This window comes from Rathayibacter sp. AY1F4 (genome assembly GCF_002931775.1).
Taxonomy (GTDB): Bacteria; Actinomycetota; Actinomycetes; order Actinomycetales; family Microbacteriaceae; genus Rathayibacter.
In genome coordinates, this window is record NZ_PSVE01000010.1 from 18,406 (window position 1) to 45,127 (window position 26,722).

Here is a 26,722-nt window from a genome sequence, read left to right on the forward strand (position 1 = left end):
CCCCCGCCCGCAGGATTCTCGGATCCTCGGGCGGGGGCGCCTTCCGCGTTGGGGAGGGAGCTCCCCCGTCGTCAGCGGAGCCAGGCGGTGGCGTCCGGCGGGAGCAGGCGGCCCGTCACCGGGACGCTCGCGAGCAGCAGCTCGCCCTCGGGCAGCTCGACCGGCTCCGCTCCCAGGTTCGTCACCGAGCGCCAGCCGTTCGGGCGGCTGAAGTCGACGACGTCGGCCGCGTCCCCCCGCCACTCCAGGTGCTCCTCCGTCTGCAGCCCGTGCCGGAGCGCCAGCGCCCGGCGGTAGAGCGCGAGCGTCGAGCACTCCGACAGCTCCTCCGCCTCCACGGAGGAGTCGGCGAACCACGCGGGCTGGGGCAGGTGCGCGCCGCCCGGACCGAAGCCGAGCGAGGGCCCGGTGGACTCCCACGGCAGCGGGACGCGGCAGCCGTCGCGGCCGACGTCGACGCCGCCGCTGCGGAAGAAGGTCGGATCCTGCCGGTCGGCGTCGGGGATCCCGGCGACCTCGTGCAGTCCCAGCTCCTCGCCCTGGTACAGGTAGGCGGAGCCGGGCAGGGCCAGCAGGAGCAGGGTCGCGGCGCGGGCGCGTCGCAGGCCCTTCTCGCGGTCGAGGACCGGCTCCGCTCCTCCGCTCAGCAGCCACTGCTTCGCCGGGGCGGTCTCGGCGGCGCCGCGGGGCGGCAGTCCATAGCGCGTCGCGTGCCGGACCACGTCGTGGTTCGAGAGCACCCACGTGGTCGACGAGCCGGACTCCGCGGCGAGCTCGAGGTTGAAGGTGATCAGCCGGCGGAACTCCTCCGCGTCGAGGTCGGCCTCGAGCAGGTCGAAGTTGAACGCCTGGCCGAGCCCCTCCGGGCTCGCGTATCGGGCGCGGCGCGAGGCGTCGACCCACGCCTCCGCCACGGCGGTGCGGGGCGGGTCGTAGGAGTCGAAGAGGGCGCGCCATTCGGCGTAGACCTCGTGCACCTCGTCGCGGTCCCAGAACGGGTGCGATCCGTCCGTGCGCTGCCCCTCGATCTGGGCCGCGGAGGCGAGCGGGGGCGTCAGGTCCTTGACCAGGGAGTGCGCCACGTCGATCCGGAAGCCGTCCACGCCGCGGTCGGCCCAGAAGGCGAGGGTGCGGAGGAAGTCGTCGCGGATCTCGCGGTTCGCCCAGTTCCAGTCGGGCTGCTCCCGGGCGAACAGGTGCAGGTACCACTGGCCGTCGCCGACCGGCTCCCAGGCCGATCCGCCGAAGACGGACTCCCAGTCGCTCGGCGGCTCGGAGCCGTCGGCGCCGAGCCCGTCGCGGAACACGTAGCGCTCGCGCTCGGGCGAGCCTTTCGGGGAGGCGAGCGCCTCCTGGAACCAGGGGTGCAGGTCCGAGGAGTGGTTGGGGACGATGTCGACCACGACCCGGATCCTCGCGTCGTGCAGGCGGGCCGTCATCTCGTCGAACTCGGCGAGCGTGCCGATCCGCGGGTCGACATCGCGGTAGTCGGCCACGTCGTACCCGCCGTCGGCGAGCGCCGACGGGTAGAACGGGCTGAGCCACACCGCGTCGATCCCGAGCTCCCGCAGATACGGGATCCGCTCGATGATCCCCGCGAGATCGCCGATCCCGTCCCCGTTCGCGTCCGCGAAGCTCCGCGGGTACACCTGGTACACCGCCGCCTGCCGCCACCACTGGGCATCCTCGGTCGTGCCGCTCCTGCTGAGTACCGTGTCCGTCACGGGTGTCCTTCCGTTCGTCGTGGTCTGTGGTGTGGTTCTTGCTGATGGGTCAGCCGTCGCGTTCATGCTGATCGAGTAGCCCGCTCAGCGGGCGTATCGAGATCCACCTCCGCCAGGGCTGCTGCTCCGAGGCCGCGTGTCCGGTCACGGTGGGTCTCGATACGCCCCTCCGGGGCTACTCGACCAGCATGTTCGGGGCAGGCTCGTGCGCAGCACGGCACCCTCGCCTCCCGGAGTCGAGCCCGCGGGTCTCGGGGTGGTCGTCTGCACGGCGGAGGAGGGAGGCGTAGCGGAGCTACGGCGACCGACGACAACGCCGCAGACGGCCGCCCCGAGACCCGCGGGCCCTATTTGATGGCGCCTTGGGTGACGCCGGACATCACCCACCGCTGCGTGAACAGGTAGACGATGATCGCCGGTGCCATGGCCATCAGGTAGGACGCGAAAGCGACGTTGTAGTCGTTGCTGAACTGGGTCTGGAAGATCTTCTGGAGCACCGGGAGCGTCTGGAGCGTCGGGTCCGAGGTGATCAGCGACGGCATCATGAAGTCGTTCCAGGAGGCGAGGAAGGCGAAGATGCCGACGGTCGCGCTCATCGGTGCCAGCAGGGGGAACACCAGCCGCCAGAAGACCTGGTTGGTGGTCGCTCCGTCGAGGCGGGCGCTCTCCTCCAGTTCTTCGGGGAGGGAGCGGAGGAATGCTGTGAACAGCATCACGCTGAACGAGAGCTGGAACATGATGTGCAGGATCGCGACGCCGATCGGGTTGTCGAGTCCGGCGAGGCCGGTGAGGGACACCTGCGAGAGAGCGAGCACCGGGAACGGCAGGAACATCGCCGCGAGCAGGTAGAAGAACGACCAGCGGTAGAAGCGGCGGTGCCAGTTGCGGGAGATGGCGTAGGCGGCGAGAGCGGCGAGGACGATGGTGCCGCCGACCGTGATGGCCGAGACGAGGACCGAGATCGCGAAGCCGCGTGGGAAGTCGGTGAGGTTCCAGGCCTGCACGAAGCCGTCGACCGAGAAGGGCGCCGGCAGCGAGAAGGCGTTCCCGTCGACCGCCTGGGCGGTGGTCTTGAAGGCCATCGTCACCGTCACCCAGAGGGGTGCGATCACCGAGAGGGCGCAGACCGCGAGCAGGAGGCTCAGCAGGAGCGCGGAGCGGCGCCGGCGGCGGCCGGGTCGCCGCGCGTCGGCGTCGACGGCGGGGCGGGTGCCCGGGAGGGAGGGGGCGAGGGGGACCTGGCTGGTCATCAGAAGGCCGCCTTTCCGCGCGAGACGCGCAGCTGCACGAGCGCGATCACGAGCGCGATGAGGAAGAAGATCGTGGCGTTGGCCATCTGGTAGGCGTAGTCGCCGCTGGTGAATCCGGAGAAGATCGTCATCGCGACGCTGCGGGTGGAGGTGCCCGGTCCGCCGTCCGTCAGTCCGACGATGATGTCGTAGGCGTTGAGGAAGTTCTTGAAGCCGATGACGAGGTTGATCAGCACGTAGCCGGCGACCAGCGGCAGCGTGATCGAGCGCAGCTGCCCCCAGGCGGAGGCGCCGTCGAGGGCGGCCGCCTCGTAGACGTCACCGGGGATGGAGAGCACTCCGGCGATGTAGATCAGCAACGCTGAAGGGACCGCCTGCCATGCGGTCACGACGACGATCGCGATCCACGCGAGGTCCGGATTCGCCAGCATGCTGCTCGCCAGCGGTGTCGCTCCGATCGACTCGGCGAACGCGGGCAGCGAGTTCGAGAAGAGGAAGTTGAAGACGAAAGCGATGATGATGCCCGACACGACCATCGGCAGCACGAACACCGCGCGGAGGGCGACCTTCCCGCGGATCTGCGCCGTGAGCGCGATCGAGAGCAGGAAGGCGACCACGTTCACCAGGAGCACGGTCACCAGCGCGAATCCGACGGTGAAGCCGTAGGACGCGAGGATCGCGGGGTCGGAGAAGAGGGCGGCGTAATTGGTGAGCCCGATGAACCGCCAGTCGCCGAAGCCGATCGAGTCGGTGAAGCTGAAGAAGATCCCCATCACTGCAGGGAGCGTGATCGCGAGCGTGAAGAGCACGAGCGCGGGCAGCAGGTAGAGCAGGAACGTGCGGTCCGAGCGGTGCCGCTTCGGTGCTCGCGCGGCCGGGCGGCGGGGCGCGGCGGTGCGCTCCGGGGCCCGGACGGGGGTGGAGGTGGCCATGGGTGTCTCGTCTCTGAGAAGGGTCGGATCAGGAGCGGAAGGCGATGCGCGCCCAGTCGGCGTCGATCGTCCGGAGGGTCGCCGCGGGGTCGGAGCCGAGGACCATCCCCTGCACGTAGTTCTGCAGCGGGATGTTCTGCGGCACGAGCTGGGAGGCGCCGAGGCTGAATGCGGCGCGATCGTAGAAGTCCTGGAGCTCGACGAGGGTGGGCTGCTCGACGGCGGGGGCGTCGGTGGTGACTCCGAAGGCGTTGTTGTCGGCGTTGTAGGCGTCGATGATCTCCGGCTGCATCAGGAAGGAGAGGAACTCGCGCGCGGCCTCCTTCTTGCGGGAGGCCTCGGGGATCCACAGCGCGAGGTCGACGTTCACGCGGACCCGGCGCTCGTCAGGATCCTCCGTCATCGGCAGGGGGAACGCTCCGACGGAGAGATCGGGAGCGGTCTTGGCGATCTCGCTGAGCGCCCACGGCCCCTGGAAGTACATGGCCGCCTCTCCGCGGGAGAAGGCGAGGTTGCCGTCGCCGTAGCCGCGGCTGGCGGCGTTGGGGTTGGAGTACGACGCGACCTGCAGCATCTGCTGCATCGGGTCGGCGAAGTCCTTCTCGAACGAGACGGGCGAGCCCGGACCGACGTCGGCCCCCTGCTCCTTCAGCCGGCCGAAGAACGACTCGAGGTCCACCGTGCCTCCGACGGAGTAGTCGAACAGGCCCTGCGAGACCGTCCACGGATCCTTGTAGGTGCTGTAGATCGGCGTGATGCCCGCGGCGGTGAGCGCCTCGCAGACGGCGACGAACTCGGACCAGGTGGTCGGCACGTCCAGGCCCTGCTGGGCGAAGATCTCCCGGTTGTAGAGCACCGCGGCCATCATCAGCGAGTACGGCAGGACGCTGGTGCGGCCGGGGTAGGCGGCGGTCTGCTCGATGAGGGGCTGGAGGTCGGGGTTGATCCGCGCGGCCTCCGGCATGTCGGACAGGTCGCTCAGGGCGCCGCGCTCGACGAAGCGGGCGACCTCGAAGTTGTAGTTCAGGCAGCCGAGGTCCGGCGGGCTGCTGCGGACGAAGCCGGCCGAGAGGTTCGAGGAGAAGTCGTGGACGACGCGGACGCGCGACTGGGCCGCGTGGAAGCGCTCGATGACCTCGTCGAAGTAGCCGATGACCTCGGGCTTGGACTGGAAGAAGGTGATCTCGGTCACGCCGGAGGAGCCGGAGGGCGACGCGCAGGCCGAGAGGCCGAGGGCGGCGGCGGCGGCACCTGCTGCGGCGAGCAGCGATCGCCGGCTCAGGCCGGTGGGGGTGTGAGGGGGCACGTCGTCGTCTCCCGGGTGTCGAGGGAATAATTGCTTCTCCCACTAAATCTAGTGGCAGAATTTAATACGGGATGTACTGTTGCAGCCGATCCGGCCCGGGTCAAGAGGGAGTGTGCCGATGACCGAGAGCACCTTCTCGTCGCAGCGCCGGCGCAGCGCCCTCGAGGTCCTGGACGGCGCATTCAGCGGGGATCCGTTCACCGCCTCCGACCTGATCGCCGCCACGGGGCTCACCCGGTCGACGGTGATCGCCGTCTGCGACGACCTGATCGAGCTCGGCTGGCTCGAGGAGCTGGAGAACCAGCGCGCAGCCGGCGACTACGTCAAGGGCAGGCCCGCCCGGCGCTACGCCCTGCGCCGCCTGGCCGGGGTCGTCGTCGGCGTGGACGCCGGGCAGCACAGTATCGACGTCGTCGTCTCCGATCTCCTCGGCAGCACCGTCGCACGCCGGGTCGAGCCGGTCGACCACGAGCGGATCGAGGACCTCCGGCACGAGCGCCGCCGCGCCGACATCGAGCGCGTCCTCGACCGCGCCCTCCGCGAGGCCGGGGTGGACGACTCCGCTGTGCTGGCCGTCACGCTCGGCGTCCCGGCCCCGGTCGACGCTCTCGGCGCCTCCCCCGCTGACGCCAACGGCTTCTGGGCGGCGATGAACCCCGGTCTGATCGAGCACTTCTCCGCCCGCGGCTGGTCGCCCGTGGTCGACAACGACGCGAACCTCGCGGCCCTCGCCGAGGGCTGGCGCGGCGCGGCCGTCGGCTGCGACGACTACCTCGCCCTGCTGTCCGGGGAGCGCCTCGGCGGCGGCGTCGTCCTCGGCGGCACGCTCCTCCGCGGTGCCCGCGGGCTCACCGGCGAGATGCGCGTCCTCGACCTCGTCGAGGGCGTCGGCTCGGCCGAGGGTCTGGCCCTGCTCGCCCGCACCTGGGCCGGAGAGGAGCTCGCCCGTCGCGACCGCCCGGCCTCCCTCCTCGACCGGTTCGAGCACCCGGGCGCCGAGCAGGTCCTCCACGCCGCGCTCGCCGGTGACGCGCTCGCCGTCGCGGTGGTCGACCGCCTCGCCGACCGCCTCACCCGCATCGCGGCGGCCCTCGTCAACCTGCTCGACGTCTCGCTCCTCGTCGTCGGCGGAGCGCTCGCCTCCTCCGCCGGACCCCTGCTCGCGGAGGTGTCCGACCGGCTCGCATCACACGTGCACGCCCCGGTGCCGCGACTGCTGCCCTCGACTCTGGGCGACCGGGCCGTCGCCCTCGGCGCGGTCCGCGCCGGGCTCGACCGCGTCCGCGCCGATCCGCTGGCCCTCCGGCTCCCCGAGCGGGCGCTCGACGCCCGGGCCGGCTGACCCCTCAGGTCCGGAACGCCCGCGCGATCAGGAGCGCCGCCAGGAGCACCGCTGCGGCGGCCGCCGTGGCCGCCGGGAGGGCGAGCAGGAGCAGCAGCGAGACCGCGGCCGACGCGAGGGCGGGCCCGCTCGCCCCGGCCGCTCCGTGGTCGAGGCGCCGCACGATGGTCGCCACCAGCAGAGCGGCCACGGCGAAGGCGAGCAGCGCGTCGGCGTCGAGGATCACGACCGCGAGCACGGCGACCAGGCAGAGGACGAGCTGGGCCGCCGCCGGCACGCCGGTCCTGCGGTTCCTGGTGGCGAGCACTGCCGGGATCTCCCCTGCGTCGGCGAGACGGACGAGGGCGCGCGCATCCCTCCTCCCGAGGTCGAGGAGCGCGAGCAGGACCGCGATCACCGCGGCGGCCCCGACGAGCCCGGACGCGGGCGTGCCCCGGGTGACAGCGCTCAGGGGGGTCTCCGAGGACGCGAGGACCTCGGGACCGGCCGCCAGGAGCAGACCGGTGCCGAGCGCGGCGGCGGCCGCCGTGGCGATGCCGATGCGCAGCAGGGCGGGGCGGAGAGCCGTCACCGCGCCGGAGCGGGACGTCGGCAGGAGGATGAGGAGCAGCGCCGCGGCGGTGCCGGCTCCCAGCGGCCCTCCGTCGCGCAGCGGGTCGAGCGGCGCGGGGTCCGGAGGGGACGCCAGCACGATCACGGCGGCGGCGGCCAGCAGGACGACGACCGCGCCGACGAGGAGCAGGACCGGGCGAGCGGGGAGGCGCCCGCCGCGCAGGCCGAAGAGCGCGACGGCCACGATCAGCAGGACGGCCAGGGGCCGGGCCGCTCCCCCGAGGACAGACTGGGCCGCGGTCAGGGCCAGCGCGGCCGAGGCGAAGGCGCGCCCGACCATCCCGAGCCACTCGGAGGAGGGGCCGTCGTGGACGGTGCGCCCGGCGTCGGCGACGGCGCTCAGGGCCGCGGCGGCCGCAGCGACGGCGAGCCCGAGGAGCAGCCACCAGCCCGCCGCGGCGGCGGCCGGCGACCAGACCAGGAAGACCGCCGCCAGGGCGAGAGTCGCATCCGAACGCTGGGGCACGGCCTCACCCTAGGCGGTGGAGCCGGGGCGGGACCCGGGTGCGCTCTGCAGGGCGCACCCGGGGCGCGGGGTCCTACGCGTCGCCGTCGAACATCGACGTCACGGAGCCGTCGTCGAAGACCTCGTGGATGGCGCGGGCCAGCAGCGGAGCGATGGGCAGGATCGTCAGGCGGTCCCAGGTCTTCTCCGGCGGCAGCGGCAGGGTGTCGGTGACGACGACCGAGTCGATGAATTCCGAGCTCAGGAGCTCGACCGCCGGGTCCGAGAAGACGGCGTGGGTGGCCGCGACGACCACGCCGATCGCGCCCGCCTTCTTCAGCGCCTCGGCCGCCTTCGCGATGGTGCGCCCGGTGTCGATGAGGTCGTCGACGAGGAGGCAGACGCGGCCCTTCACCTCGCCGACGATCTCGTGGACGGAGACCTGGTTGGCGACCTTCGGGTCGCGGCGCTTGTGGATGATCGCCAGCGGGACGCCGAGCTTGTCGCTCCAGATGTCGGCGACGCGGACGCGGCCCATGTCGGGCGAGACGATGGTGAGGGTCGAGGGGTCGAGCTTCTCGCGGAAGTGCTCGAGCAGCACCGGCATCGCGAAGAGGTGGTCGACGGGGCCGTCGAAGAAGCCCTGGATCTGCGCCGCGTGGAGGTCGACCGACATGATCCGGTCGGCTCCCGCCGCCTTGAAGAGGTCGGCGACGAGGCGGGCCGAGATCGGCTCGCGGCCGCGGCCCTTCTTGTCCTGGCGCGCGTAGGGGTAGAAGGGGGCGACCACGGTGATCCGCTTGGCGGAGGCGCGCTTGAGCGCGTCGACCATGATCAGCTGCTCCATCAGCCACTCGTTGATCGGGGACGTGTGCGACTGGAGGACGAACACGTCGCCTCCGCGCACCGACTCGCCGTAGCGGACGTAGAGCTCGCCGTTCGCGAAGGTCCGCCCCTCGGTCGTGACGAGCTCGGTCCCGAGCTCGTCGGCGACCGCTTCCGCCAGTGCCGGATGCGCCCTCCCCGAGACGAGGACCAGGCTCTTCTTGTTGCTGGCGGTGATGCCGGTCACTGTGCTCCGCTTCCTCCGGTGGGCGCCTGGTCGGATCCGTCGAGATCCGACGCCAGGGCCGCCTCGGCGGCGTCGGCCGCTGCGGTGCCCGGACGGTGGGTCTGCACCCACCCGGCCATGTTGCGCTGCGGAGCGACGGTGATCCCGAGGGCTCCGGCGGGGATGTCCTTGCGGATGACCGTGCCGGCGCCCGTGTACGCTCCGTCACCGATTCTAACGGGGGCGACGAAGACGTTGTGCGACCCCGCACGCACGTGAGAGCCGACGACGGAGGACGCCTTGCTCACCCCGTCGTAGTTGGCGAAGATCGAGCCGGCGCCGATGTTCGACTCCTCGCCGATGACGGCGTCGCCGACGTAGGAGAGGTGCGGGACCTTCGATCCCTCGCCGATGACGGCGTTCTTGGTCTCGACGTAGGTGCCGATCTTGCCGCGGGCGCCGAGCACGGTGCCGGGGCGGAGGAACGAGAACGGGCCGACCTGGGCCTTCGCGCCGATCACGGCGAGCGTCGCGTCGGAGCGCTTCACGACCGCGTCCTCGCCGACCTCGCACGAGTCGAGCGTCGTGTCCGGGCCGATCACCGCGCCGGTCGCGATCACGGTCGGGCCCTTGATCTGCGTGCCCGGGAGGATCTCGACGTCCGGGGCGAGGACCGCGTCCACGTCGATCCAGGTCGTCGCCGGGTCCTGGATCGTGACGCCCTCGAGCTGCCAGCGGCGCACGATACGCGCGTTGAGCTCGAGCGCCGCGGCGGCGAGCTGGGCGCGGTCGTTGATCCCGGCCACGAGCCAGCGGTCCTGCACGGGGACGGCCTCGATCGCGCGGCCGGCGGCCTTGAGCGCGGCGGCGACGTCGGTGAGGTACTTCTCCCGCTGGGCGTTCTCGGTGCCGATCGCGCCGATGACCGACCGGAGCGCGGCCGCGTCGAAGGCGTAGACGCCGGCGTTGATCTCGGTGAGGTCGAGCTCGTCGAGGCTCGCGTCCTTCTGCTCCACGATGGAGGCGAAGGCGCCGTCGCCGCCGCGGACGATCCGGCCGAAGCCGGTCGGGTCCTCGAGCACGCAGGAGAGCATGGTGAGCGCGTTCGCCGCGGCGAGGTGCTCGTCGAGCAGGCGGCGGAGGGTCGGCGCGTCCAGCAGCGGGACGTCGGCGCTCAGCACGACGACCGTGCCGGCGAAGGTTGCCGGGAGCGCCGCGAGGCCCTGCTCGACCGCGCGGCCGGTGCCGGGCGTCTCGTCCTGGTCCACCACCAGCGCGGAGGGGGTGTGCTCGAGGACGGCCTCGGCGACCCGGTCGCGCTCGTGGCGCACCACGGTGACGACGTGCGCCGCGTCGAGCGAGGCGGCCGTGTCGAGCACGTGCCCGAGCAGCGGCCTCCCGGCGAGGCGGTGCAGGACCTTCGGGGTGCGGGACTTCATGCGGGTGCCCTGGCCTGCCGCCAGGATCACGACGGCGAGCGTGCTGTCTGCCATGTTCTTCGCGTTCTCCTCCGTGAGCGCACCATCCTGGTGCCGCTCCGCCACCAGGATTCGAACCTGGACCGGACAGCTCCAAAGGCTGCCGTGCTGCCGTTACACCATGGCGGACCGCGCGATCGCGCGCCGTCCATCCTGCCACCCCCGCGCCCCCGGCCCCGCCTCGGGCGCGGGCGGCCGCCGCTCGGGCGGACGACGGCGGCCCGGGAGGTCCCCGCCTCCCGGCCCGTCCGCCTCCCGGCGTCCCCCGAGCCGCCCAGCCGCCACAATGGACGGGTGAGTGCGAATGACGAGGTCGACGGGATCGTCGACGCCTGGGTCCGGGAGCGGCCCGATCTCGACTTCACGCCGCTCCAGGTGTTCTCGCGGATGCGCCGACTGGCCAAGCAGCTCGAGCGCGCGCGCGGCAGCGCCTTCGGCCGGTCGGAGCTCGAGACGTGGGAGTTCGACGTGCTCTCGGCCCTGCGGCGCGCGGGCGCGCCCTACCGGATGAGCCCCAAGCAGCTCCTCCAGGCGACCATGGTCACCAGCGGCACCATGACCAACCGCATCGACCGGCTGGTCGAGCGCGACCTGGTCGAGCGCCTCGACGACCCGAACGACGGGCGCGGCGTGCTGGTGCAGATGACGCCGTCGGGGCTCGCCCGGGTCGACGCGGCGATCACCCGCCTGGTCGACGCGGAGCAGGAGCTGCTCGGCGCGCTCACCCACGCCCAGCAGGAGCGGCTGGCGCAGCTCCTCCGCAAGCTCTCCCTCGACTTCGGCTGAGCCGGTCGCCCCGGGCCCGCGACGGCGGCCCGCCCACGCGGTACGGGACAGCTGCCGGTGCCGCGGAGAAGAGCGGCGTCAGCCCTCGAGCTGCTCCGAGAGCTCCAGCCAGCGAAGCTCGAGCTCGGCCGTCTCGTCCTCGTAGGCGCGGAGCGAGGCGTTGAGCGCCAGGATGCCGTCGTAGTCGTCCTGGTCGTGCGTCGCCATCTTCTCGTGGACGGTCTTCGTCAGCTGGGTGAGCTTGTGCAGGCGCCGGTCGATCGCCGACACCTCCTTCTCGGCGGTGCGCCGCTCGGCCCCCGCGAGTCCGCTCGCCGGCGCGGCGGAGGAGGAGCCCGACGAGGCCGCCGCGGGCGCGCCCTTCTCGAGCGCGCGGCGCAGGTCGAGGTACTGCTCGACTCCGCCGGGCAGGTGGCGGAACGCGCCGTCCATCACGGCGTACTGCTGGTCGGTGACGCGCTCGAGCAGGTACCGGTCGTGCGAGACGACGAGGAGGGTGCCCGGCCAGGAGTCGAGCAGGTCCTCGATCGCGGCGAGCATGTCGGTGTCGAGGTCGTTGGTCGGCTCGTCGAGGATCAGCACGTTGGGCTCGCTGAGCAGGATGAGCAGGAGCTGGAGCCTCCGGCGCTGACCGCCCGAGAGGTCCTTCACCGGCGTCGACAGCTGCGCGCTCGAGAAGCCGAGCCGCTCGAGCAGCTGGCCCGGGGTCATCTCCTTGCCGCCGATGGAGTAGCTGGTGCGCTGCTCCGCGATGATCTCGCGGACGGGCCGGTGCTGGACCCCGGTCAGCTCGCGCAGCTGCTGGTCGAGGATCGCGACGCGCACGGTGGTGCCGCGCTTCACCCGGCCGCTCGTCGGCTCCACGCTGCCCGCGACCAGGCCCAGGAGGGTCGACTTGCCGGCGCCGTTCACGCCGAGGATGCCGGTGCGCTCGCCGGGCGCGATCCGCCACTCGATGCGGTTGAGGACGGTCCGCTCGCCGTAGCGGACGGTGACGTCGAGCAGGTCGACGACGTCCTTGCCCAGGCGCGAGACGGCGAGCTGCGAGAGCGAGACCGAGTCGCGCACCGGGGGCTCGTCCTCGATCAGCTGGTTCGCGGCGTCGATCCGGAACTTGGGCTTCGCCGTGCGGGCGGGGGCGCCGCGCCGGAGCCAGGCGAGCTCCTTCTTCATCAGGTTCTGGCGCTTGGCCTCCATGGTCGACGCCATCCGGTCGCGCTCGACGCGCTGCAGGATGTACGCCGCGTACCCGCCCTCGAACGGCTCGACGAGGCGGTCGTGCACCTCCCAGGTGGCGGTGCAGATCTCGTCGAGGAACCACCGGTCGTGGGTGACGACCGCGAGCCCGCCCGACGACGCCGCCCAGCGGCGCTTGAGGTGCTCGGCGAGCCAGGCGATGCCCTCGACGTCGAGGTGGTTGGTGGGCTCGTCGAGGAAGACGACGTCCCAGTCGCCGACGAGCAGCTTCGCGAGGGCGACCCGGCGCCGCTGGCCGCCCGAGAGGGAGCCGACCACTCCGTCCCAGGGGACGTCGCGCAGCAGGCCCGCGATCACGTCTCGGGTGCGCGCATCGCCTGCCCACTCGTGCTCCTGGAGCCCGCCGACGACGGCCTGGGCGACGGTGAGGTCCTCGTCGACCGTGTCGGCCTGGTCGAGCATCCCGAGCGTGACGCCGCGGCGGTGCGTGACGCGGCCGCTGTCCGGCTCGATGCGCTGCGCGAGCAGGCGCAGGAGGGTCGACTTGCCGTCGCCGTTGCGTCCGACGATCCCGATGCGGTCGCCCTCCTCGATCCCCAGAGAGACGTCGTCGAAGATCACGCGTGTGGGGTACTCGAGTCGCAGCGCCTCGGCGCCCAGCAGATGTGCCATAGGGATCCAGCCTAGGCGGTGCCGCCTGAGCGGTCCGCCGCGGGTCGATCACAGTGCGGCCGGGTCGCGGCCCCCGGACCTCAGCCCGCGGGTGCCGGCTCCGAGACGGACACCGAGCGGCGGTGCAGTCCCGTGGCACCATCAGGAGCGGGCGGGCGCTCGACCGTGGTCTGCACCGTGCCGTCCGCGTCGGTGGCGCGCACGGTCACGACGTGGTCGCCGACCGTCGCGTCCCACTCGAGGACCCACTGGATCCACGTGTCCGCGGTGACCTGCTCGGCGAGGCGCGCCTCCTGCCAGGCGCCGCCGTCGATCTGCACCTCCACCTTCGCGATGCCGGTGTGCGGCGCCCAGGCGACTCCCGCCACGGCGACCGTCCCCGCCTCGACGGGCTGGCCCTGGCGCGGCACATCGATCCGCGACTCGATCTTGATCGGACCGCGCTCGGTCCAGCCGCGCGTCGACCAGTACGCCAGGTCCTCCGCGAAGGTCGTGACCTTCAGCTCGACGACCCACTTCGTCGCCGAGACGTAGCCGTACAGGCCGGGGACGACCATCCGGACGGGGAAGCCGTGCTCGACCGGGAGCGGCTCGCCGTTCATCCCGACGGCGAGCAGGCTCGCGCGGTCCTCGTCCTGCAGCACGTCGAGCGGGCTGGAGGCGGTGAAGCCGTCGATGCTCCGCGAGAGCACCATGTCGGCGCCGGCGGTCGGCCGGGCGCGGGCCAGCAGCTCGCGGATCGGGTAGCCCAGCCAGAGGGCGGTGCCGATCAGGTCGCCGCCGACCTCGTTGGACACGCAGGACAGGGTGACCAAATGCTCCTCGAGCGGCAGTGCGAGCAGCTCGTCCCAGGTGATCTCGATCTCCTCCTCCACCATGCCGGTGATCTTCAGCGACCAGTCGGCGGGCTCGACCGACGGCACCGAGAGCGCGGTGTCGATCCGGTAGAACGAGGAGTTGGGAGTGACGTAGGAGCTGATGCCGTCGATGTCGTCGAGCACGGCGCCGGCCGGGACGGGCGCGGCGGCCGAGGCGGGAGCCGGCAGGGACACGGCCTCGCGCACGGCGGTGACGGCGGCGGAGGCGGACGTGAGGAAGCGGGCGCCGATGCCGGCGGCGACCGCGGCGACTCCGGCGATCCCGACCAGGCGGAGGAACGACCGGCGGTCCGGGGAGCCGCTCTCGCGCTCCTCGTGCCAGCCGCGGAGGCGGACGGAGGCCGAGCGGAGGACGGCGGCGCCGGCCACCATTCCCACGACGCTCGGCGCCGCGTCGATCCCGGAGGCGCCCTCGCGGCTGACGGCGGCGAGCGCACCGGCGCCCGCGACGACGGCCAGCAGCAGCACGCCGAACGGCGGGCGGCGGTACTCGAGGACTCCCGCGCCGACGGCCAGCAGCGCGATCGCGAGGCCGATCGAGACCAGCAGCACGAGCTTGTCGCCGGTGCCGAAGAGCGCGATGACCGTGTCCTTCACGCCCGGGGGCACGATGTCGATGACGAAGCCGCCGACCGCGACCAGCGGACTGCCGCCCGCTCCGGTGAAGACCGCGACGACCTCGGCGGCCGCGAGGGCGACGACGGCGGCCACGATCCCGGAGAGGATCGCGAAGAGGGTGGCTCGGCGGGACATGAGCGGCACTCTAAGCCACGAGGTCGGAACTTCTCTGCGGACCGTCTGTGGAGGGCGCAGGGCGCGGGGCTCGCGCGCCCCGCTCCGGAGGCACCGCCTCCGCGACTAGGTCGAGAGCAGGCGCGCCCCGTGGACCGGGCCGGAGACCCGCACGGCGCTCAGCCGCGCGGAGCTCAGCTCGCGCTGCAAGTCGGCCGCCGCATCGGCGTCCGGAGCGAGGAACGCCACGGTCGGTCCGGACCCCGAGACGAGGCCGCCGAGCGCTCCGCGGCCCTCGCCGAGCTCGAGGATGCGGGCGAGCCCGGGCTGCAGGTGCAGCGCCGGCGCCTGGAGGTCGTTGTGCATCGCGTCGGCGAGCATGGCGGCGTCGCCGGCGCGGAGGGCCTGCAGCACGTTCGGATCGATGGCGGGGGTCGCCGAGATCGGGCGGAAGTCGTGCAGGTGGCGCTCGCGGTGCCGGTCGAGCTCGCTGTAGACCTCGGGGGTCGACAGGCCCTCCTCCGAGAGGACCAGCACCCACTCGAAGCGGCCCTTGGCGAGCGCCGGGCTCAGTTCGTCGCCTCGGCCGACTCCGATCGCGGTGCCGCCGGTGAAGGAGAAGGGGACGTCGGCGCCGAGGCTCGCGGCGATGCCGAGCAGCTGCTCCCTCGTGCACGCCGTGCCCCAGAGCGCGTCGCAGGCGAGCAGGGTCGCGGCCGCGTCGGCCGAGCCGCCGCCCATGCCGCCGGCGATGGGGACGTTCTTCTCGATCTCGAGGTGCACGCCGCCGCGGTAGCCAGTCGCCCGGGCGAGCGCCCGAGCCGCCTTGATCGCGAGGTTGGAGCCGTCGACGGCCAGGCGGGAGGTGTCGATCGAGCCCGAGAAGGAGACCGAGAAGTCGGCCGCCTCCTCCGCGAACACGTCCTCGTAGAGGGAGAGCGACTGGAACGCGGTGGCCAGCTCGTGGTACCCGTCGTCGCGCACGGCGCCGACCTTGAGGAACACGTTGATCTTGCCTGGCGCCCGCGCGTGGACCCGATTCGACGTCGCGCGGTGGGCCATGCATCCACGCTACAGGGTGGCGGAGGCGCCCTCGTCCGCACCCGGGGCGGGCTCCCCGTCGCCGTCCGCGTCGTCCCCGTCGGTCTCCGCCAGCGACCCGTCGGGCACCGCCGCGCCGCGCACGGGGACCCGCGCCGGATCGAGCTCGCGGCCCAGGCGGACGAAGGCGGCGACGTCCAGCTCCTCGCCGCGCGCGGTCTGCGGGACGCCGGCCCGCTCGAGCGCGACGATCGCCGCGGCGCTGTCGCCGAAGAGGGTCGCGAGCGACTGGCGGAGCATCTTCCTCCGCTGCGCGAACGCCGCGTCGACGACCGCGAAGACGGCGCGGCGCAGGGTCTCGTCGCCCGGCTCCTCGCCGCGGTCGAACGCGACGAGCACGCTGTCGACGTTCGGCACCGGCCAGAAGATCTGACGCGAGACCGCGCCGCCCGTCGTCCAGGAGCCGAACCACGCCGCCTTGACGCTCGGGCCGCCGTAGACCTTGGAGCCGGGACCGGCGGCGAGCCGGTGCCCGACCTCGGACTGCACCATCACCACTCCGGACCGGATGCTGGCGAAGTGCTCGAGGAAGTGCAGGAGCACCGGCACCGAGATGTTGTACGGGAGGTTGGCGACGAGCCGGACCGGCTCCCCCGGCAGGTCGAGCACCTTCATAGCGTCGGCGTGCACGACCGCGAGATCGGCGCCCGGCGCCAACAGCTCGACGGTGCGCGGCAGCTGCTCGGCGAGGCGCCCGTCGATCTCGACGGCCACGACCTGCGCGCCCGCCTCGAGCAGGCCGAGGGTCAGCGATCCGAGGCCGGGGCCGATCTCGACGACGGTCTCCCCCGGGCGCACCCGAGCGAGCTTGACGATGCGGCGGACCGTGTTGGCGTCGTGCACGAAGTTCTGGCCGAGCTTCTTGGTCGGCGTGACGTCGAGCAGGCCCGCGAGGTCGCGGATCTCGGCCGGGCCCAGCAGGCGCGGGATCGCGGCGGCCGTCGGCTCGGCGGCGTGGCGGCCGCTCATGCGAGGGGTCCGACCGGCTCCGTCGGCTCGGAGCCGACCTCGCCGCCCCACTCGCCGTACACGGCCTCCGTGTTCGACGCGATCGTCGCGGCCAGGTGGCCGACGTCGGTCTCGAGGGTCGCGGCCATCGAGCGCAGGGTGTGCGGGAGGAGGTAGGGCGCGTTCGGGCGGCCGCGGAAGGGCGACGGAGTGAGGTACGGCGCGTCGGTCTCGACCAGGATGAGGTGCCGCGGGGTCGCGACGAGCGCCTCCCGCAGCGGCTCGGCGTTCTTGAACGTCACGGTGCCGGCGAAGGAGAGGTACCAGCCCTCGTCCGTGCACATCCGCGCCATCTCCGCGTCCCCGGAGAAGCAGTGGAAGACGGTGCGCTCGGGGGCGCCGACGCGGCGCAGGGTGTCGATGACCTCGCGGTGCGCGTCGCGGTCGTGGATCTGCAGCGCGAGGTCGTGCTCCTTCGCGATGCGGATGTGCTCCTCGAACGAGCGGAACTGCGCGGCGCGGCCGCTCTCGCCGGTGCGGAAGAAGTCGAGCCCGGTCTCGCCGATGGCCCGCACCCGCGGCTGCTCGGCCAGCTCGGCGATCACGGCGAGGGCGGCGTCGAGCTCGCCGCGCTCCTCCAGCTCGGGCGCCTCGTTGGGGTGGATCGCGACGGCGGCCAGCATGCGCGGCTCGCTCGCCGCCTGCTCGGCCGACCAGCGGCTCGTCTCGACGTCGGTGCCGACCTGGACGACGCCGCGGACGCCGACGGTGGAGGCCCGGTCGAGCTGCTCGCGGTGGTCGAGCGGCTCGAGGCCGTCGGCGATCTCGAGGTGCGTGTGGTTGTCGTAGACGGGGACGACGAGCGCCTCGGGCAGCGGCGGGTACGTCAGGTCGCGGCCGGACGAGGCCTCGCGGGAGCGGACGTGCTGGCTGTCGGTCATGCGCTCCAGGCTACCGGGAGGGCTCGCGGGGGCCGGAGTCCCGGGCCGACGAGGGCCGAGAGGCGGCCGCTGAGGCGCCCTGAGCGGATCGGGTCAGCACCCGATCGGATCGGGACAGCCCGCCTCCCGCACCGCCGGGAGGCTGGAGCCATGACAGACACCGAGCTCCTCGCCCCTTCCGCATCCGGCTCCCTCGCCGGACGCCACGCCCTCGTCACCGGATCCTCGAGCGGGATCGGCGCGGCCATCGCCCGCCGCCTCGCCGGGGCCGGCGCTCACGTCCTCGTGCACGGACGCGACCCCGAGCGGGTCGGGTCCGTCGTCCGCGGCATCCGCGCCGACGGGGGCACCGCCTCCGCGCTCGTCGCCGACCTCGCGGGCACGCCGGAGGAGACCCGCGCCGTCGCCGCCCGGGCGCTGACCCTCCTCGACGGGCGGATCGACGTCCTCGTCAACAACGCCGGAGTGTTCCCGGTGGGGCCGACCGCCGACCTCAGCGACGCCGATGTCGAGTCCCTCCTCACCACGAACATCCGCGTGCCGCACCAGCTCGTCGCGGCGATCGCCCCGGCCATGGCCGAGCGCGGGAGCGGAGTGGTCGTCAACATCACCTCGTGGATGGGACGGGTGGGAACGCCCGGGACCGCGCTCTACCCCGCGACCAAGGCGGCGCTGGAGCACCTCACGCGGGCGTGGGCGGCCGAGTACGGCCCGAGCGGCGTGCGCGTGGTCGCCGTCGCGCCCGGCGCGACTCTCACGCCCGGCAACGAGCACGCCGCGGCGATCCTGGAGCAGATGACCGCGTCCGCCCCCGCCGGCCGGCCCGGACGTCCGGACGAGATCGCCCTGGCCGTGCGCTGGCTCGTCTCGGACGAGGCCTCGTACGTCCACGGCACGACGCTCGACGTCGACGGAGGCATCGTCGGCGCCCGCGTCTGACGCCGCGTCACGCGCCGCTCGGAGTCCCCGCGACAGCGCCCGCCGCTCAGTGGATCTGGACGAGCGGCCCGGGGTGGAGCGCAGCGTCGGCCGCGGGGGTCGTCTCGTAGGCGCGGCGGTAGTCGCGCCCGAAGTGCGACGCGCTCGCGTAGCCGACCGCGGCCGCGGCCTGCGCGGCGGTGTCGCCCCGGACCAGGAGCAGTCTCCTGGCCTCCCCCAGGCGGAGCCGCCGCAGGTAGCCCAACGGCGACATCCCGGTCAGCTCGCGGAAGCGGCGGGTGAGCGTGGGCACGCTGGTGCCCGCCTCCGCGGCGAGCGCGCCGAGGGTCCAGCCGCGCGAGAGCGACGCGCTCATCGCCTCGACCGCACGGGAGACGGCCTCCGAGCGGACGGTGCTGGACGCGGCCAGCAGCCGGGGCGCCTGGTCCGTCTGCAGCAGCCGCAGCACGAGCTCGCGCGTGATCGCGGGGGCCAGCACCGGGATGTCGGCGGGGGCGTCGAGCAGACGGAAGAGTCGGCGCAGCGAGTCGGCCATCTCCTCCGTGACCGTGCCGATCCGCGGGGCGGGAGCCCGCGGGGCCGTCCGGGGGGCGAGCGCCGCGATCTCGGCCACCACGAGCGGGTCGAGATGCCAGTTGGCTGACAGGAAGTCGCCGCGGTCGCCGGTCTCCACGACGGCCGCCACCACCGGCAGATCGACGGGGGTGATCAGGAAGCGGCCGGCGCCCCACCGCTCGTCGGAGTCGCCGACCACCGAGCGCTTCCGGCCGGCCAGCACCAGGCTGAGGGTCGGCGGGAACCGGGTGTAGACGAGCTCGGTCGGAGCGGTCACCCGGTGCAGGCGCAGGGCGAGCGCGGCGGCGCGCTCCGGGTGCCCGACGTGGCGCCGGGTGAGCTCGGCCGCCTGCTCGAGAGCGTCGAGGACCTCGCGCGTCATCAGCGCCCCGCCGTCCCCGGAGCGGAGGACCGCTCGCACCCGGCCCCTCGCGTTCGGATCGCGGTCATCGGGCACTCTCCTGCGGATCCTCCGTCGGCGACTCCAGGCCGCGCGACTGCTCCGTCCACGGGTCGAGGCGCGGCCGTCAGGACGCGGGAGCCTCGATGCGCGGGAAGAGCGCGGCGAGCGTCCCGACGGTCGTGCCGACGGGGAGGACCGCCCACCGGCCCGCCTCGCGGATCGGCTGCGCGGTGAGGGCGCCGAGCGACTCCGTCACGCCGAGCGCCTCCCAGAGGGACGCCGTCGCGCGCGGCACGACCGGCGAGAGCAGCACGGCCAGAGCGCGGAGCCCCTCCGTCGCGGTGTAGAGCACCGTGCCGAGGCGCTCGCGCTCCTCGCGCTTGGCGAGTGCCCACGGCTCCTGCTCGGTGATGTAGCCGTTGAGCTCCTCGACGATGCTCCACACGGCGGTGATCGCGTCGTGGATCGCGAGCGCGTCGATCGACCGGTCGGCCGACGCGGCGGCCTCGGCGACGATGCGCTGCACGCGCTCCTCCGCCTCGGTCGGCTCGCCCGGCGCAGGCACGACGCCGTCGTAGTAGCGGTGCAGCATCGCGACGACCCGCGAGGCGAGGTTGCCGAAGCCGTTCGCGAGCTCGGACTGGTAGCGCGCCGACAGGTCCTCCCACGAGAACGAGCCGTCCTGGCCGAAGGTGATGGCCCGGAGGAAGTAGTAGCGGAAGGCGTCGGAGCCGAAGGTGTCGGTGATCTGCTCGGGCGCGATGCCGGTGAGCTTCGACTTCGACATCTTCTCGCCGCCGACCAGCAGCCAGCCGTGGCCGAACACCTGCCGGGGGACCTCGAGGCCCGCGGCCATGAGCATGGCGGGCCAGATCACCGCGTGGAACCGCAGGATGTCCTTGCCGACGATGTGGGTCGCGGGCCAGCGGCGCTCGAACTCCGCCTCGTCCTGGCCGTAGCCGACCGCGGTGATGTAGTTGAGCAGCGCGTCGAACCAGACGTAGACCACGTGCGAGTCGTCCCACGGGACCTTCACGCCCCAGTCGAAGCTGGAGCGGGAGATCGACAGGTCGGCCAGGCCCTGGCGGACGAAGCTGACGACCTCGTTGCGCGCCGACTCGGGCTGGACGAAGTCGGGTCGCTCCTCGTAGAGCGCGAGCAGCCGCTCGGTGTACTCGCTCATCTTGAAGAAGTAGTTCTTCTCCTTCAGCAGCTCGACCGGCTTCGAGTGGATCTTGCAGACGTACTGGCCTGCGTAGTCGCCGGTGCCCTCCTCGAGGTCGGACAGCTGCTTGTACTCCTCGCAGCCCACGCAGTAGTAGCCCTCGTACTCGCCGGTGTAGATCGCGTCCTCGTCGTACAGCTTCTGCAGGAACTTCTGGACGTTGACCTCGTGCCGCGCGTCCGTGGTGCGGATGAAGTCGTCGTTGGCGATGTCGATGGTCTCGAGCAGCGGCTGCCAGGCGGTCCTCACGAGGCGGTCGGCCCACTCCTGGGGGGTCGTGCCGTTGGCGGTGGCGGTGCGGAGGATCTTCTGGCCGTGCTCGTCGGTGCCGGTCAGCAGCCAGGTGTCGTCGCCCGCCTGGCGGTGCCAGCGGGTGAGCACGTCGGCGGCGACCTCGGTGTACGCGTGCCCGATGTGCGGGACGTCGTTCACGTAGAAGATCGGGGTCGTGAGGTAGAAGGAGGCGCCGTCGGACATGGCGACCATCCTATTCACCGCGCGGCACCGCTCCCGGCGTGTGACGGAGGCCGTGGACGACCGGCCGCGATCGCCGCCGGGGAGGGAGCCCTCAGCCGCGGCGGGAGGCGAGCGCCGCCTCGTAGAGCGCGCGGCGCGAGAGCCCGGTGATCTCGGCGACCTCGGCCGACGCCTCCTTGAGCCGCGATCCGGCCTCGACGCGGGCCAGCACGTCGGCCAGCGCGTCCCCGAGCGACGCCTCCCGCGCGGGGGCTCCCTCGACGACCAGGCAGATCTCGCCGCGCAGGCCGTCGGCCGCCCACTCGGCCAGCTCGGCCGCCGTGCCGCGCCGGACCTCCTCGAACATCTTGGTGAGCTCGCGGCAGACGACGGCGCGCCGCTCGGGGCCCATCGCCTCGACCAGGTCGGCGAGCGCGTCGCCGATCCGGTGCGGGGACTCGAAGAAGACCATGGTGCGCCGCTCGTCGACGAGCGCCCGGAAGGTCGAGACCCGCTCGCCGTGCCGACGGGGCAGGAACCCCTCGAAACTGAAGCGGTCCGTCGGGAGCCCGGACACGGCGAGCGCCATCAGCACCGCCGAGGGACCGGGCAGCGCGGTGACCGCGACTCCCGCCGCCACCGCCGCCTCGACCAGGTGGTAGCCCGGGTCCGAGACCGTGGGCATGCCCGCGTCGCTCAGCACGAGCAGGTCCTCCTCGCGGGCCAGCTCCACCAGCTCGGCGGCGCGCTCGCGCTCGTTGTGGTCGTGCAGCGCGTAGAGGGCGGGCCGGTTCTCGACGCCCAGGGCGCGCATCAGCTGGATGGTCACGCGCGTGTCCTCGGCGGCGACGTGGCGGGCGGAGCCCAGCGCCTCCACGAGCCGGCGGGAGGCGTCGCCGAGGTTTCCGATGGGAGTGCCGGCGAGGATGATCATGCCGCCAGTCTCCCAGGCCGGGTCCGGGGCCTCCCGCCGCGGATCGCCGCCGTCCCGGGAGGAGGCGCCCCGTTAGCATGGCCGGGTGACGGACCGACCGCAGCGCGACTTCGACGACCTGCTCCTGGACGCGGCGGGATCGGCGCGCTCGGTCCCGGTGGAGCCCGCCGAGGCGTCCGCACCGCGCGAGCGCACCCCGCTCCCGGACGTGCCGCGCGGCTCCTGGTTCGACGACCTGCACACCCGGCTCGTCGCCTCCCTTGCGCGCCGCCGGCTGTACGAGCTCGGACTGCCGCTGCTGGTGGTCGCCCTGGCCGCGGTGCTGCGGCTGTGGAACCTCGGCCACCCGCGCTCGCTCGTGTTCGACGAGACCTTCTACGTGAAGGACGCCTGGACCCTCTGGAACCTCGGGTTCGAGGGCGCCTGGCCCGAGGACCCGGACCCCGGCTTCGCGGCCGGCGACGTGGACACCTTCACGGGGGCGCCGTCCTTCGTGGTGCATCCGCCGCTGGGCAAGTGGATCATCGGGCTCGGGATGGGCGTGTTCGGCGCGGACGACAGCGTCGGCTGGCGCGTCGGGACCGCCGTCGTGGGGATCCTCGCCGTCGCGCTGGTGATCGTGATCGGCCGCCTCCTGTTCCGCTCCACCCTCCTCTCCTCCTTCGCGGGGCTGATGCTCGCGCTCGACGGCCACGCGATCGTGATGTCGCGGGTGTCGCTCCTGGACGGGATCCTGATGTTCGTCGCGCTCTGCGGGGTCGCGGCGGTGCTGCTGGACCGGCGCTGGGCCGAGCTGCAGCTGGCGCGGAAGGTGGCGGCGGGAGCGCTGCCGAGCTGGGGGCCGGTCCTGTGGTGGCGGCCCTGGCTGCTCGCGGCCGGCGTGCTCTTCGGCCTCGCCGCGGGCGTGAAGTGGACGGGTGTCTACTTCCTCGCGGCGTACGGCGTGTACGCGGTTGTCGTCGACGCGCTGATGCGGCGCCGTGCGGGCGTGCCGTTCTGGGGCAGCGGCGCGATCCTCAAGCAGGGTCCGGTCACCTTCCTCCTGGTCGTGCCGATCGCCCTGATCGCCTACCTCGTCACCTGGACGGGCTGGCTGCGCACCTCCGGCGGATGGGCCCGGCAGTGGGCGTCGGAGGCCCCCGGCAACGCCTGGACCGGGGCTCTGGCGTGGGTGCCGGACTGGGCGCAGAGCCTCTGGCACTACCACGTGCAGATGTACGACTACTCGATCAACCTGCGGGCCTCGCACCCCTACGAGGCGAACCCGCTCACCTGGCTGCTCATGCTCCGGCCGACCAGCATGTACTTCGTCGACCAGGCGACGGGCGTCGACGGCTGCACCGCCGCACGCTGCGACGAGGCGATCACCTCGGTCGCCAATCCGCTCATCTGGTACGCCGGAGTCCTGGCGCTGGTGTACCTCCTCTACCGGCTCGCGCGGTACCGGGAGTGGCGCGCCGGCTTCGTGCTGATGGGGATCGTCGCGGGCTACCTGCCGTGGCTGCTCTACCTCGACCGCACGGTGTTCCAGTTCTACTGCGTCGTCTTCGAGCCCTACATGATGCTGGCGCTGGCGCTGACGGCCGGGATCGTGATCGGGAGTCCGGGCGACGAGCGGAGGCGGCGCACCCGCGGCGTCCTCGTGGTGCTCGTCTTCGCGGTGGCGGCGGCGGCGCTGACGGCCTACTTCCTGCCGCTCTGGATCGGCGCGCAGACGTCCTTCACCTTCTGGCAGGCCCACATGTGGCTGCCCTCGTGGGTCTGATCCGGCGGCTGGGCCCGGGAGTCGCGGCCTGCGCCGTCGCGGCGGTGATCGCGGCCCTGCTGCACGCGACGGTGCCGGCAGTGCCGATGCTGACCGCGGCGGTCGCGCTCGGGATCCTCGTGGCGCAGCTGCCCGCGGCGCGCCCCCTGCTGAGCGGGGCGCTGGCGCCGGGCCTGAAGTTCTCGTCCCGCTCGCTGATGCGCACCGGCATCGTCCTGCTCGGGCTGAAGCTCTCGCTGATCGACATCGCTGCGCTGGGCTGGGGCGCGATCCTGGTCGTCGTCGGGATCGTCCTGGCCACCTTCGGCCTGACCTGGGCGCTGGGCCGGGCGCTCCGGCTGCCCGGGCAGGAGCCGCTGCTGCTCGCGGCGGGCTTCTCGATCTGCGGGGCCTCGGCGATCGGCGCGATGGCCGGAGCGACCCGGGCGAAGGAGCAGGAGCAGGCGACTCCGGTCGCGCTGGTGACGCTCTGCGGCACGCTCGCGATCGCGGTGCTCCCCGCCCTGCAGCAGCCGCTCGGGCTCTCCGACGTGCAGTTCGGGCACTGGGTCGGCGCCTCGGTCCACGACGTGGGCCAGGTGGTGGCGACGGCCCAGGTGGCGGGAGCGTCGGCGCTGGCCGTGGCGGTCGTGGTGAAGCTGACCCGAGTGGTCATGCTGGCGCCGATGGTCGCGGTGGCGGCGGCGGTCACGAGGCGCGGCGGCGGGACCGGCGGGACGCGCCCGGCGATCGTGCCGCTGTTCGTGGTCGGGTTCCTCGCCGCGGTGCTGCTGCGCACACTCCTCCCCCTGCCGGAGGGACTGCTCGCCGCCGCCGACACCGCGCAGACCTGGCTCCTCGCCGCGGCGCTCTTCGCGCTCGGCAGCGCCGTCCGGGTGCGCGCGCTCGTGACGACGGGGTGGCGTGCTCTGCTCGTCGCCCTGGTGTCGTGGGCGGCGATCGCGGCGATGGGACTGGCCGCGGTGCAGCTGGCGCTCTGATCGGCGCTCCGATCCGCTCGACCGCTCCGTCGCGCACGGTCGCTCTGCACTGCGGGGCCGCTCTGTTACGCGATGCGTCGCTCCGGCGCGGCGGTGTCGGCGGCTCCCGCTAGCGTCGATCGCATGGCAGATCGTGAGTACGGCTTCAAGACGCGTGCGATCCACGCGGGCAACATCCCCGATGCGGTGACGGGCGCCCGCGCTCTGCCGATCTACCAGACCAGCGCCTTCGTCTTCGACGACACCTCCGACGCCGCGGCCCGCTTCGCGCTGCAGAAGTACGGCAACGTCTACTCGCGCCTGTCGAACCCCACGGTCGCCTCCTTCGAGGAGCGCGTCGCGAGCCTCGAGGGCGGCCTCGGCGCCGTCGCCACGGCCTCCGGGCTCTCGGCGCAGTTCATCACCTTCGCGGCGCTCGTCGGCGCGGGCGACCACGTGGTGTCCTCCGCCAACCTCTACGGCGGATCGATCACCCAGCTCGACGTCACGCTCCGCCGTTTCGGAGTGGACACCACCTTCGTCCGCTCGAGCGACCCGGCCGACTACGCGGCGGCGATCACCGAGAAGACCAAGGTGCTCTACGCCGAGACGATCGCGAACCCCTCCGGCGAGATCGCCGACATCGAGGGCCTCGCCGCGGTCGCGCACGCCGCCGGCATCCCGCTGATCATCGACTCCACGGTCGCCACGCCCTACCTCGTCCGCCCGATCGAGTGGGGCGCCGACATCGTCATCCACTCGGCCACCAAGTTCCTCGGCGGACACGGCACCACGCTCGGCGGCGTCGTCGTCGAGTCGGGGCGCTTCCACTACTCCCCCGAGAGGTTCCCGCTGCTGCACGACCCGGTGGCCTCCTACGGGGACCTGTCGTGGGACGGCAACTTCGGGGAGTACGGCTTCCTCACGCGCCTGCGCGCGGAGCAGCTGCGCGACATCGGGCCGGTCCTCGCTCCGCACTCCGCGTTCCTGCTCGCCCAGGGCGTCGAGACGCTGCCGTACCGGATCCAGGCGCACGTCGACAACGCGCGCCGCGTCGCCGAGTGGCTCGACGCCGACCCCCGCATCGAGGCGGTCTACTGGGCCGGGCTGCCCGCGCACCCGCACCACGACCGCGCGCAGAAGTACCTGCCGAAGGGACCGGGCTCGGTCTTCAGCTTCGTGGTCAAGGGCGGCCGCGCCGTCGGCCAGACCTTCATCGAATCGGTCGACCTCGCCAGCCACCTCGCCAACATCGGCGACGCCAAGACGCTGGTGATCCACCCCGCCTCGACCACCCACGCCCAGCTCACCGAGGACCAGCTCCTCCACGCGGGCGTCCTCCCCGGACTCGTCCGCCTCTCCGTCGGCATCGAGGACGCGGACGACATCATCTACGATCTCGACCAGGCGCTCGCCCGCGCGGTCGAGGAGCACGGCACCCCCGACGCTCCGACCGAGCTCCCCGAGGACACGACCACCACCCTGCACACCCCGGCCGTGGAGGTCTGAGCATGAGCACCACCGACACCGCCGACACGGTCGTCCAGCTGTCCAACGGGCTGAGCTGCTCGGTCCCGGCGAACTCGCCGCTGGCGAAGATGCTGCGCTCGCAGCGCACCTGGGTGGGCCCCGACGCCCGCAGGCGACTCGACATCCTCCGCCGCGCGAAGACCGTGGCGATCGTCGGCGCCTCGCCGAACCCGGCCCGCTCCTCCTACTTCGTCGCCACCTACCTGCAGCAGTCGAGCGACTACGAGCTCTACTTCGTGAACCCGAACGCCACCGAGATCCTGGGGCAGCCGGTCTACCGCAGTCTCGCCGAGCTCCCGGTCGTGCCCGACATCGTCGACGTGTTCCGCAAGGCGAGCGACATCCCCGCCGTGATCGACGACGTCCTCGCCGTCGGCGCGCCCACGGTCTGGGTGCAGCTGGGGATCTGGAACCAGGAGGCGGCCGAGTACGGCGAGTCGAAGGGCCTGACCGTCGTGATGGACCGCTGCATCAAGGTCGAGCACGCCCGCTTCCACGGCGGCCTGCACCTGCTCGGCTTCGACACCGGCCAGATCTCGGCGCGCAAGACGCTGCGCTGAT

General features: G+C 72.8%; 22 protein-coding genes and 1 tRNA gene. 7 read left to right on the top strand and 16 right to left on the bottom strand.

The genetic code is table 11. From position 1 onward, the window contains the following. Nucleotides 1-71: 71 nt before the first annotated feature. The 4 genes from C5C59_RS07975 to C5C59_RS07990 form a co-directional block, all read right to left on the bottom strand. Nucleotides 72-1,790: an alpha-amylase family glycosyl hydrolase gene (locus C5C59_RS07975; protein ID WP_104238996.1), complete on the bottom strand. Its 1,719-nt coding sequence runs from the start codon at nt 1,788-1,790 to the stop codon at nt 72-74. A 281-nt stretch (nt 1,791-2,071) separates the two neighbouring features. Beyond that, nucleotides 2,072-2,974: a carbohydrate ABC transporter permease gene (locus C5C59_RS07980; protein ID WP_104238995.1), complete on the bottom strand. Its 903-nt coding sequence runs from the start codon at nt 2,972-2,974 to the stop codon at nt 2,072-2,074. Beyond that, a complete protein-coding gene (locus C5C59_RS07985; RefSeq protein ID WP_104238994.1) occupies nt 2,974-3,906 on the bottom strand; it encodes a carbohydrate ABC transporter permease in 933 nt (310 codons plus the stop codon). Before C5C59_RS07985 ends, C5C59_RS07980 begins: the two co-directional genes overlap by 1 nt. A 28-nt stretch (nt 3,907-3,934) precedes the next feature. Beyond that, entirely contained in the window at nt 3,935-5,212 is a 1,278-nt protein-coding gene (locus tag C5C59_RS07990) for an ABC transporter substrate-binding protein (protein ID WP_104238993.1), read from the bottom strand. A gap of 118 nt (nt 5,213-5,330) precedes the next feature. Between C5C59_RS07990 and C5C59_RS07995 the strand changes: the two genes are divergently transcribed. Continuing rightward, nucleotides 5,331-6,554 (top strand): ROK family protein, encoded by a 1,224-nt coding sequence (locus tag C5C59_RS07995; RefSeq protein ID WP_104238992.1) that lies wholly within the window; start codon nt 5,331-5,333, stop codon nt 6,552-6,554. 4 nt (nt 6,555-6,558) lie between these two features. Here the strand turns inward: C5C59_RS07995 and C5C59_RS08000 are convergent, their stop codons facing one another. From C5C59_RS08000 to C5C59_RS08015, 4 genes are all read right to left on the bottom strand, one after another. Beyond that, a complete protein-coding gene (locus C5C59_RS08000; protein ID WP_104238991.1) occupies nt 6,559-7,632 on the bottom strand; it encodes a hypothetical protein in 1,074 nt (357 codons plus the stop codon). A gap of 73 nt (nt 7,633-7,705) precedes the next feature. Beyond that, nucleotides 7,706-8,683 (bottom strand): ribose-phosphate diphosphokinase, encoded by a 978-nt coding sequence (locus C5C59_RS08005; protein WP_104233686.1) that lies wholly within the window; start codon nt 8,681-8,683, stop codon nt 7,706-7,708. Continuing rightward, entirely contained in the window at nt 8,680-10,155 is a 1,476-nt protein-coding gene (glmU, locus tag C5C59_RS08010; RefSeq protein ID WP_104251258.1) for a bifunctional UDP-N-acetylglucosamine diphosphorylase/glucosamine-1-phosphate N-acetyltransferase GlmU, read from the bottom strand. The genes C5C59_RS08005 and glmU overlap by 4 nt, the downstream gene beginning before the upstream one ends. A gap of 42 nt (nt 10,156-10,197) precedes the next feature. Continuing rightward, nucleotides 10,198-10,269: transfer RNA gene (locus C5C59_RS08015), tRNA-Gln, on the bottom strand. Between the two features lie 165 nt (nt 10,270-10,434). On the opposite strand from C5C59_RS08015, the gene C5C59_RS08020 reads away from it, so the two are divergent. Then, the gene (locus C5C59_RS08020; protein WP_104222340.1) at nt 10,435-10,926 is read left to right on the top strand and encodes a MarR family winged helix-turn-helix transcriptional regulator; all 492 of its coding nucleotides are present in this window, start codon (nt 10,435-10,437) and stop codon (nt 10,924-10,926) included. Between the two features lie 78 nt (nt 10,927-11,004). Here C5C59_RS08020 and C5C59_RS08025 read toward each other — a convergent pair whose 3' ends face one another. From C5C59_RS08025 to C5C59_RS08045, 5 genes are all read right to left on the bottom strand, one after another. Next, a complete protein-coding gene (locus tag C5C59_RS08025) occupies nt 11,005-12,795 on the bottom strand; it encodes an ABC-F family ATP-binding cassette domain-containing protein (RefSeq protein WP_104237680.1) in 1,791 nt (596 codons plus the stop codon). 80 nt (nt 12,796-12,875) lie between these two features. After that, a complete protein-coding gene (locus C5C59_RS08030) occupies nt 12,876-14,426 on the bottom strand; it encodes a molybdopterin-dependent oxidoreductase (protein WP_104237681.1) in 1,551 nt (516 codons plus the stop codon). 105 nt (nt 14,427-14,531) lie between these two features. After that, on the bottom strand, nt 14,532-15,467 hold the full coding sequence (locus tag C5C59_RS08035) for a 4-(cytidine 5'-diphospho)-2-C-methyl-D-erythritol kinase (protein ID WP_104222334.1): 936 nt from the start codon (nt 15,465-15,467) through the stop codon (nt 14,532-14,534). Nucleotides 15,468-15,476: 9 nt separating this feature from the next. After that, a complete protein-coding gene (rsmA, locus tag C5C59_RS08040) occupies nt 15,477-16,475 on the bottom strand; it encodes a 16S rRNA (adenine(1518)-N(6)/adenine(1519)-N(6))-dimethyltransferase RsmA (RefSeq protein ID WP_104237682.1) in 999 nt (332 codons plus the stop codon). Next, nucleotides 16,472-17,395 (bottom strand): TatD family hydrolase, encoded by a 924-nt coding sequence (locus C5C59_RS08045; protein WP_104237683.1) that lies wholly within the window; start codon nt 17,393-17,395, stop codon nt 16,472-16,474. Before C5C59_RS08045 ends, rsmA begins: the two co-directional genes overlap by 4 nt. Nucleotides 17,396-17,545: 150 nt before the next feature. Here C5C59_RS08045 and C5C59_RS08050 point away from each other — a divergent pair, with 150 nt between their 5' ends. Continuing rightward, complete coding sequence (locus C5C59_RS08050) at nt 17,546-18,334, top strand: SDR family NAD(P)-dependent oxidoreductase (protein ID WP_104226925.1); 789 nt, start codon at nt 17,546-17,548, stop codon at nt 18,332-18,334. A gap of 46 nt (nt 18,335-18,380) precedes the next feature. Here C5C59_RS08050 and C5C59_RS08055 read toward each other — a convergent pair whose 3' ends face one another. From C5C59_RS08055 to rsmI, 3 genes are all read right to left on the bottom strand, one after another. Then, nucleotides 18,381-19,346: an AraC family transcriptional regulator gene (locus tag C5C59_RS08055; protein WP_258062654.1), complete on the bottom strand. Its 966-nt coding sequence runs from the start codon at nt 19,344-19,346 to the stop codon at nt 18,381-18,383. A 70-nt stretch (nt 19,347-19,416) separates the two neighbouring features. Then, on the bottom strand, nt 19,417-20,994 hold the full coding sequence (gene metG, locus C5C59_RS08060; protein ID WP_104237684.1) for a methionine--tRNA ligase: 1,578 nt from the start codon (nt 20,992-20,994) through the stop codon (nt 19,417-19,419). A 91-nt stretch (nt 20,995-21,085) separates the two neighbouring features. Then, complete coding sequence (rsmI, locus tag C5C59_RS08065; protein ID WP_104237685.1) at nt 21,086-21,907, bottom strand: 16S rRNA (cytidine(1402)-2'-O)-methyltransferase; 822 nt, start codon at nt 21,905-21,907, stop codon at nt 21,086-21,088. 85 nt (nt 21,908-21,992) lie between these two features. Here rsmI and C5C59_RS08070 point away from each other — a divergent pair, with 85 nt between their 5' ends. The 4 genes from C5C59_RS08070 (at nt 21,993) to C5C59_RS08085 (ending at nt 26,721) form a co-directional block, all read left to right on the top strand. After that, nucleotides 21,993-23,672, top strand: coding sequence for a dolichyl-phosphate-mannose--protein mannosyltransferase (locus tag C5C59_RS08070; RefSeq protein ID WP_258062655.1), 1,680 nt, complete (start codon nt 21,993-21,995; stop codon nt 23,670-23,672). After that, entirely contained in the window at nt 23,663-24,652 is a 990-nt protein-coding gene (locus tag C5C59_RS08075; RefSeq protein WP_258061304.1) for a YeiH family protein, read from the top strand. Before C5C59_RS08070 ends, C5C59_RS08075 begins: the two co-directional genes overlap by 10 nt. Nucleotides 24,653-24,775: 123 nt before the next feature. Further along, a complete protein-coding gene (locus tag C5C59_RS08080; RefSeq protein WP_104237687.1) occupies nt 24,776-26,140 on the top strand; it encodes an O-acetylhomoserine aminocarboxypropyltransferase/cysteine synthase family protein in 1,365 nt (454 codons plus the stop codon). 2 nt (nt 26,141-26,142) lie between these two features. Then, entirely contained in the window at nt 26,143-26,721 is a 579-nt protein-coding gene (locus C5C59_RS08085) for a CoA-binding protein (protein WP_104237688.1), read from the top strand. Nucleotide 26,722: the final 1 nt, after the last annotated feature.

Excerpts from the sequence above, each read along its gene's own strand:
- C5C59_RS07975 (WP_104238996.1), bottom strand. The coding sequence starts at position 1,790 with ATGAACGCGACGGCTGACCCATCAGCAAGAACCACACCACAGACCACG.
- C5C59_RS07980 (WP_104238995.1), bottom strand. The coding sequence starts at position 2,974 with ATGACCAGCCAGGTCCCCCTCGCCCCCTCCCTCCCGGGCACCCGCCCC.
- C5C59_RS07985 (WP_104238994.1), bottom strand. The coding sequence starts at position 3,906 with ATGGCCACCTCCACCCCCGTCCGGGCCCCGGAGCGCACCGCCGCGCCC.
- C5C59_RS07995 (WP_104238992.1), top strand. The coding sequence starts at position 5,331 with ATGACCGAGAGCACCTTCTCGTCGCAGCGCCGGCGCAGCGCCCTCGAG.
- glmU (WP_104251258.1), bottom strand. The coding sequence starts at position 10,155 with ATGGCAGACAGCACGCTCGCCGTCGTGATCCTGGCGGCAGGCCAGGGC.
- C5C59_RS08025 (WP_104237680.1), bottom strand. The coding sequence starts at position 12,795 with ATGGCACATCTGCTGGGCGCCGAGGCGCTGCGACTCGAGTACCCCACA.
- C5C59_RS08030 (WP_104237681.1), bottom strand. The coding sequence starts at position 14,426 with ATGTCCCGCCGAGCCACCCTCTTCGCGATCCTCTCCGGGATCGTGGCC.
- C5C59_RS08035 (WP_104222334.1), bottom strand. The coding sequence starts at position 15,467 with ATGGCCCACCGCGCGACGTCGAATCGGGTCCACGCGCGGGCGCCAGGC.
- rsmA (WP_104237682.1), bottom strand. The coding sequence starts at position 16,475 with ATGAGCGGCCGCCACGCCGCCGAGCCGACGGCCGCCGCGATCCCGCGC.
- C5C59_RS08045 (WP_104237683.1), bottom strand. The coding sequence starts at position 17,395 with ATGACCGACAGCCAGCACGTCCGCTCCCGCGAGGCCTCGTCCGGCCGC.
- C5C59_RS08050 (WP_104226925.1), top strand. The coding sequence starts at position 17,546 with ATGACAGACACCGAGCTCCTCGCCCCTTCCGCATCCGGCTCCCTCGCC.
- metG (WP_104237684.1), bottom strand. The coding sequence starts at position 20,994 with ATGTCCGACGGCGCCTCCTTCTACCTCACGACCCCGATCTTCTACGTG.
- rsmI (WP_104237685.1), bottom strand. The coding sequence starts at position 21,907 with ATGATCATCCTCGCCGGCACTCCCATCGGAAACCTCGGCGACGCCTCC.
- C5C59_RS08080 (WP_104237687.1), top strand. The coding sequence starts at position 24,776 with ATGGCAGATCGTGAGTACGGCTTCAAGACGCGTGCGATCCACGCGGGC.
- C5C59_RS08085 (WP_104237688.1), top strand. The coding sequence starts at position 26,143 with ATGAGCACCACCGACACCGCCGACACGGTCGTCCAGCTGTCCAACGGG.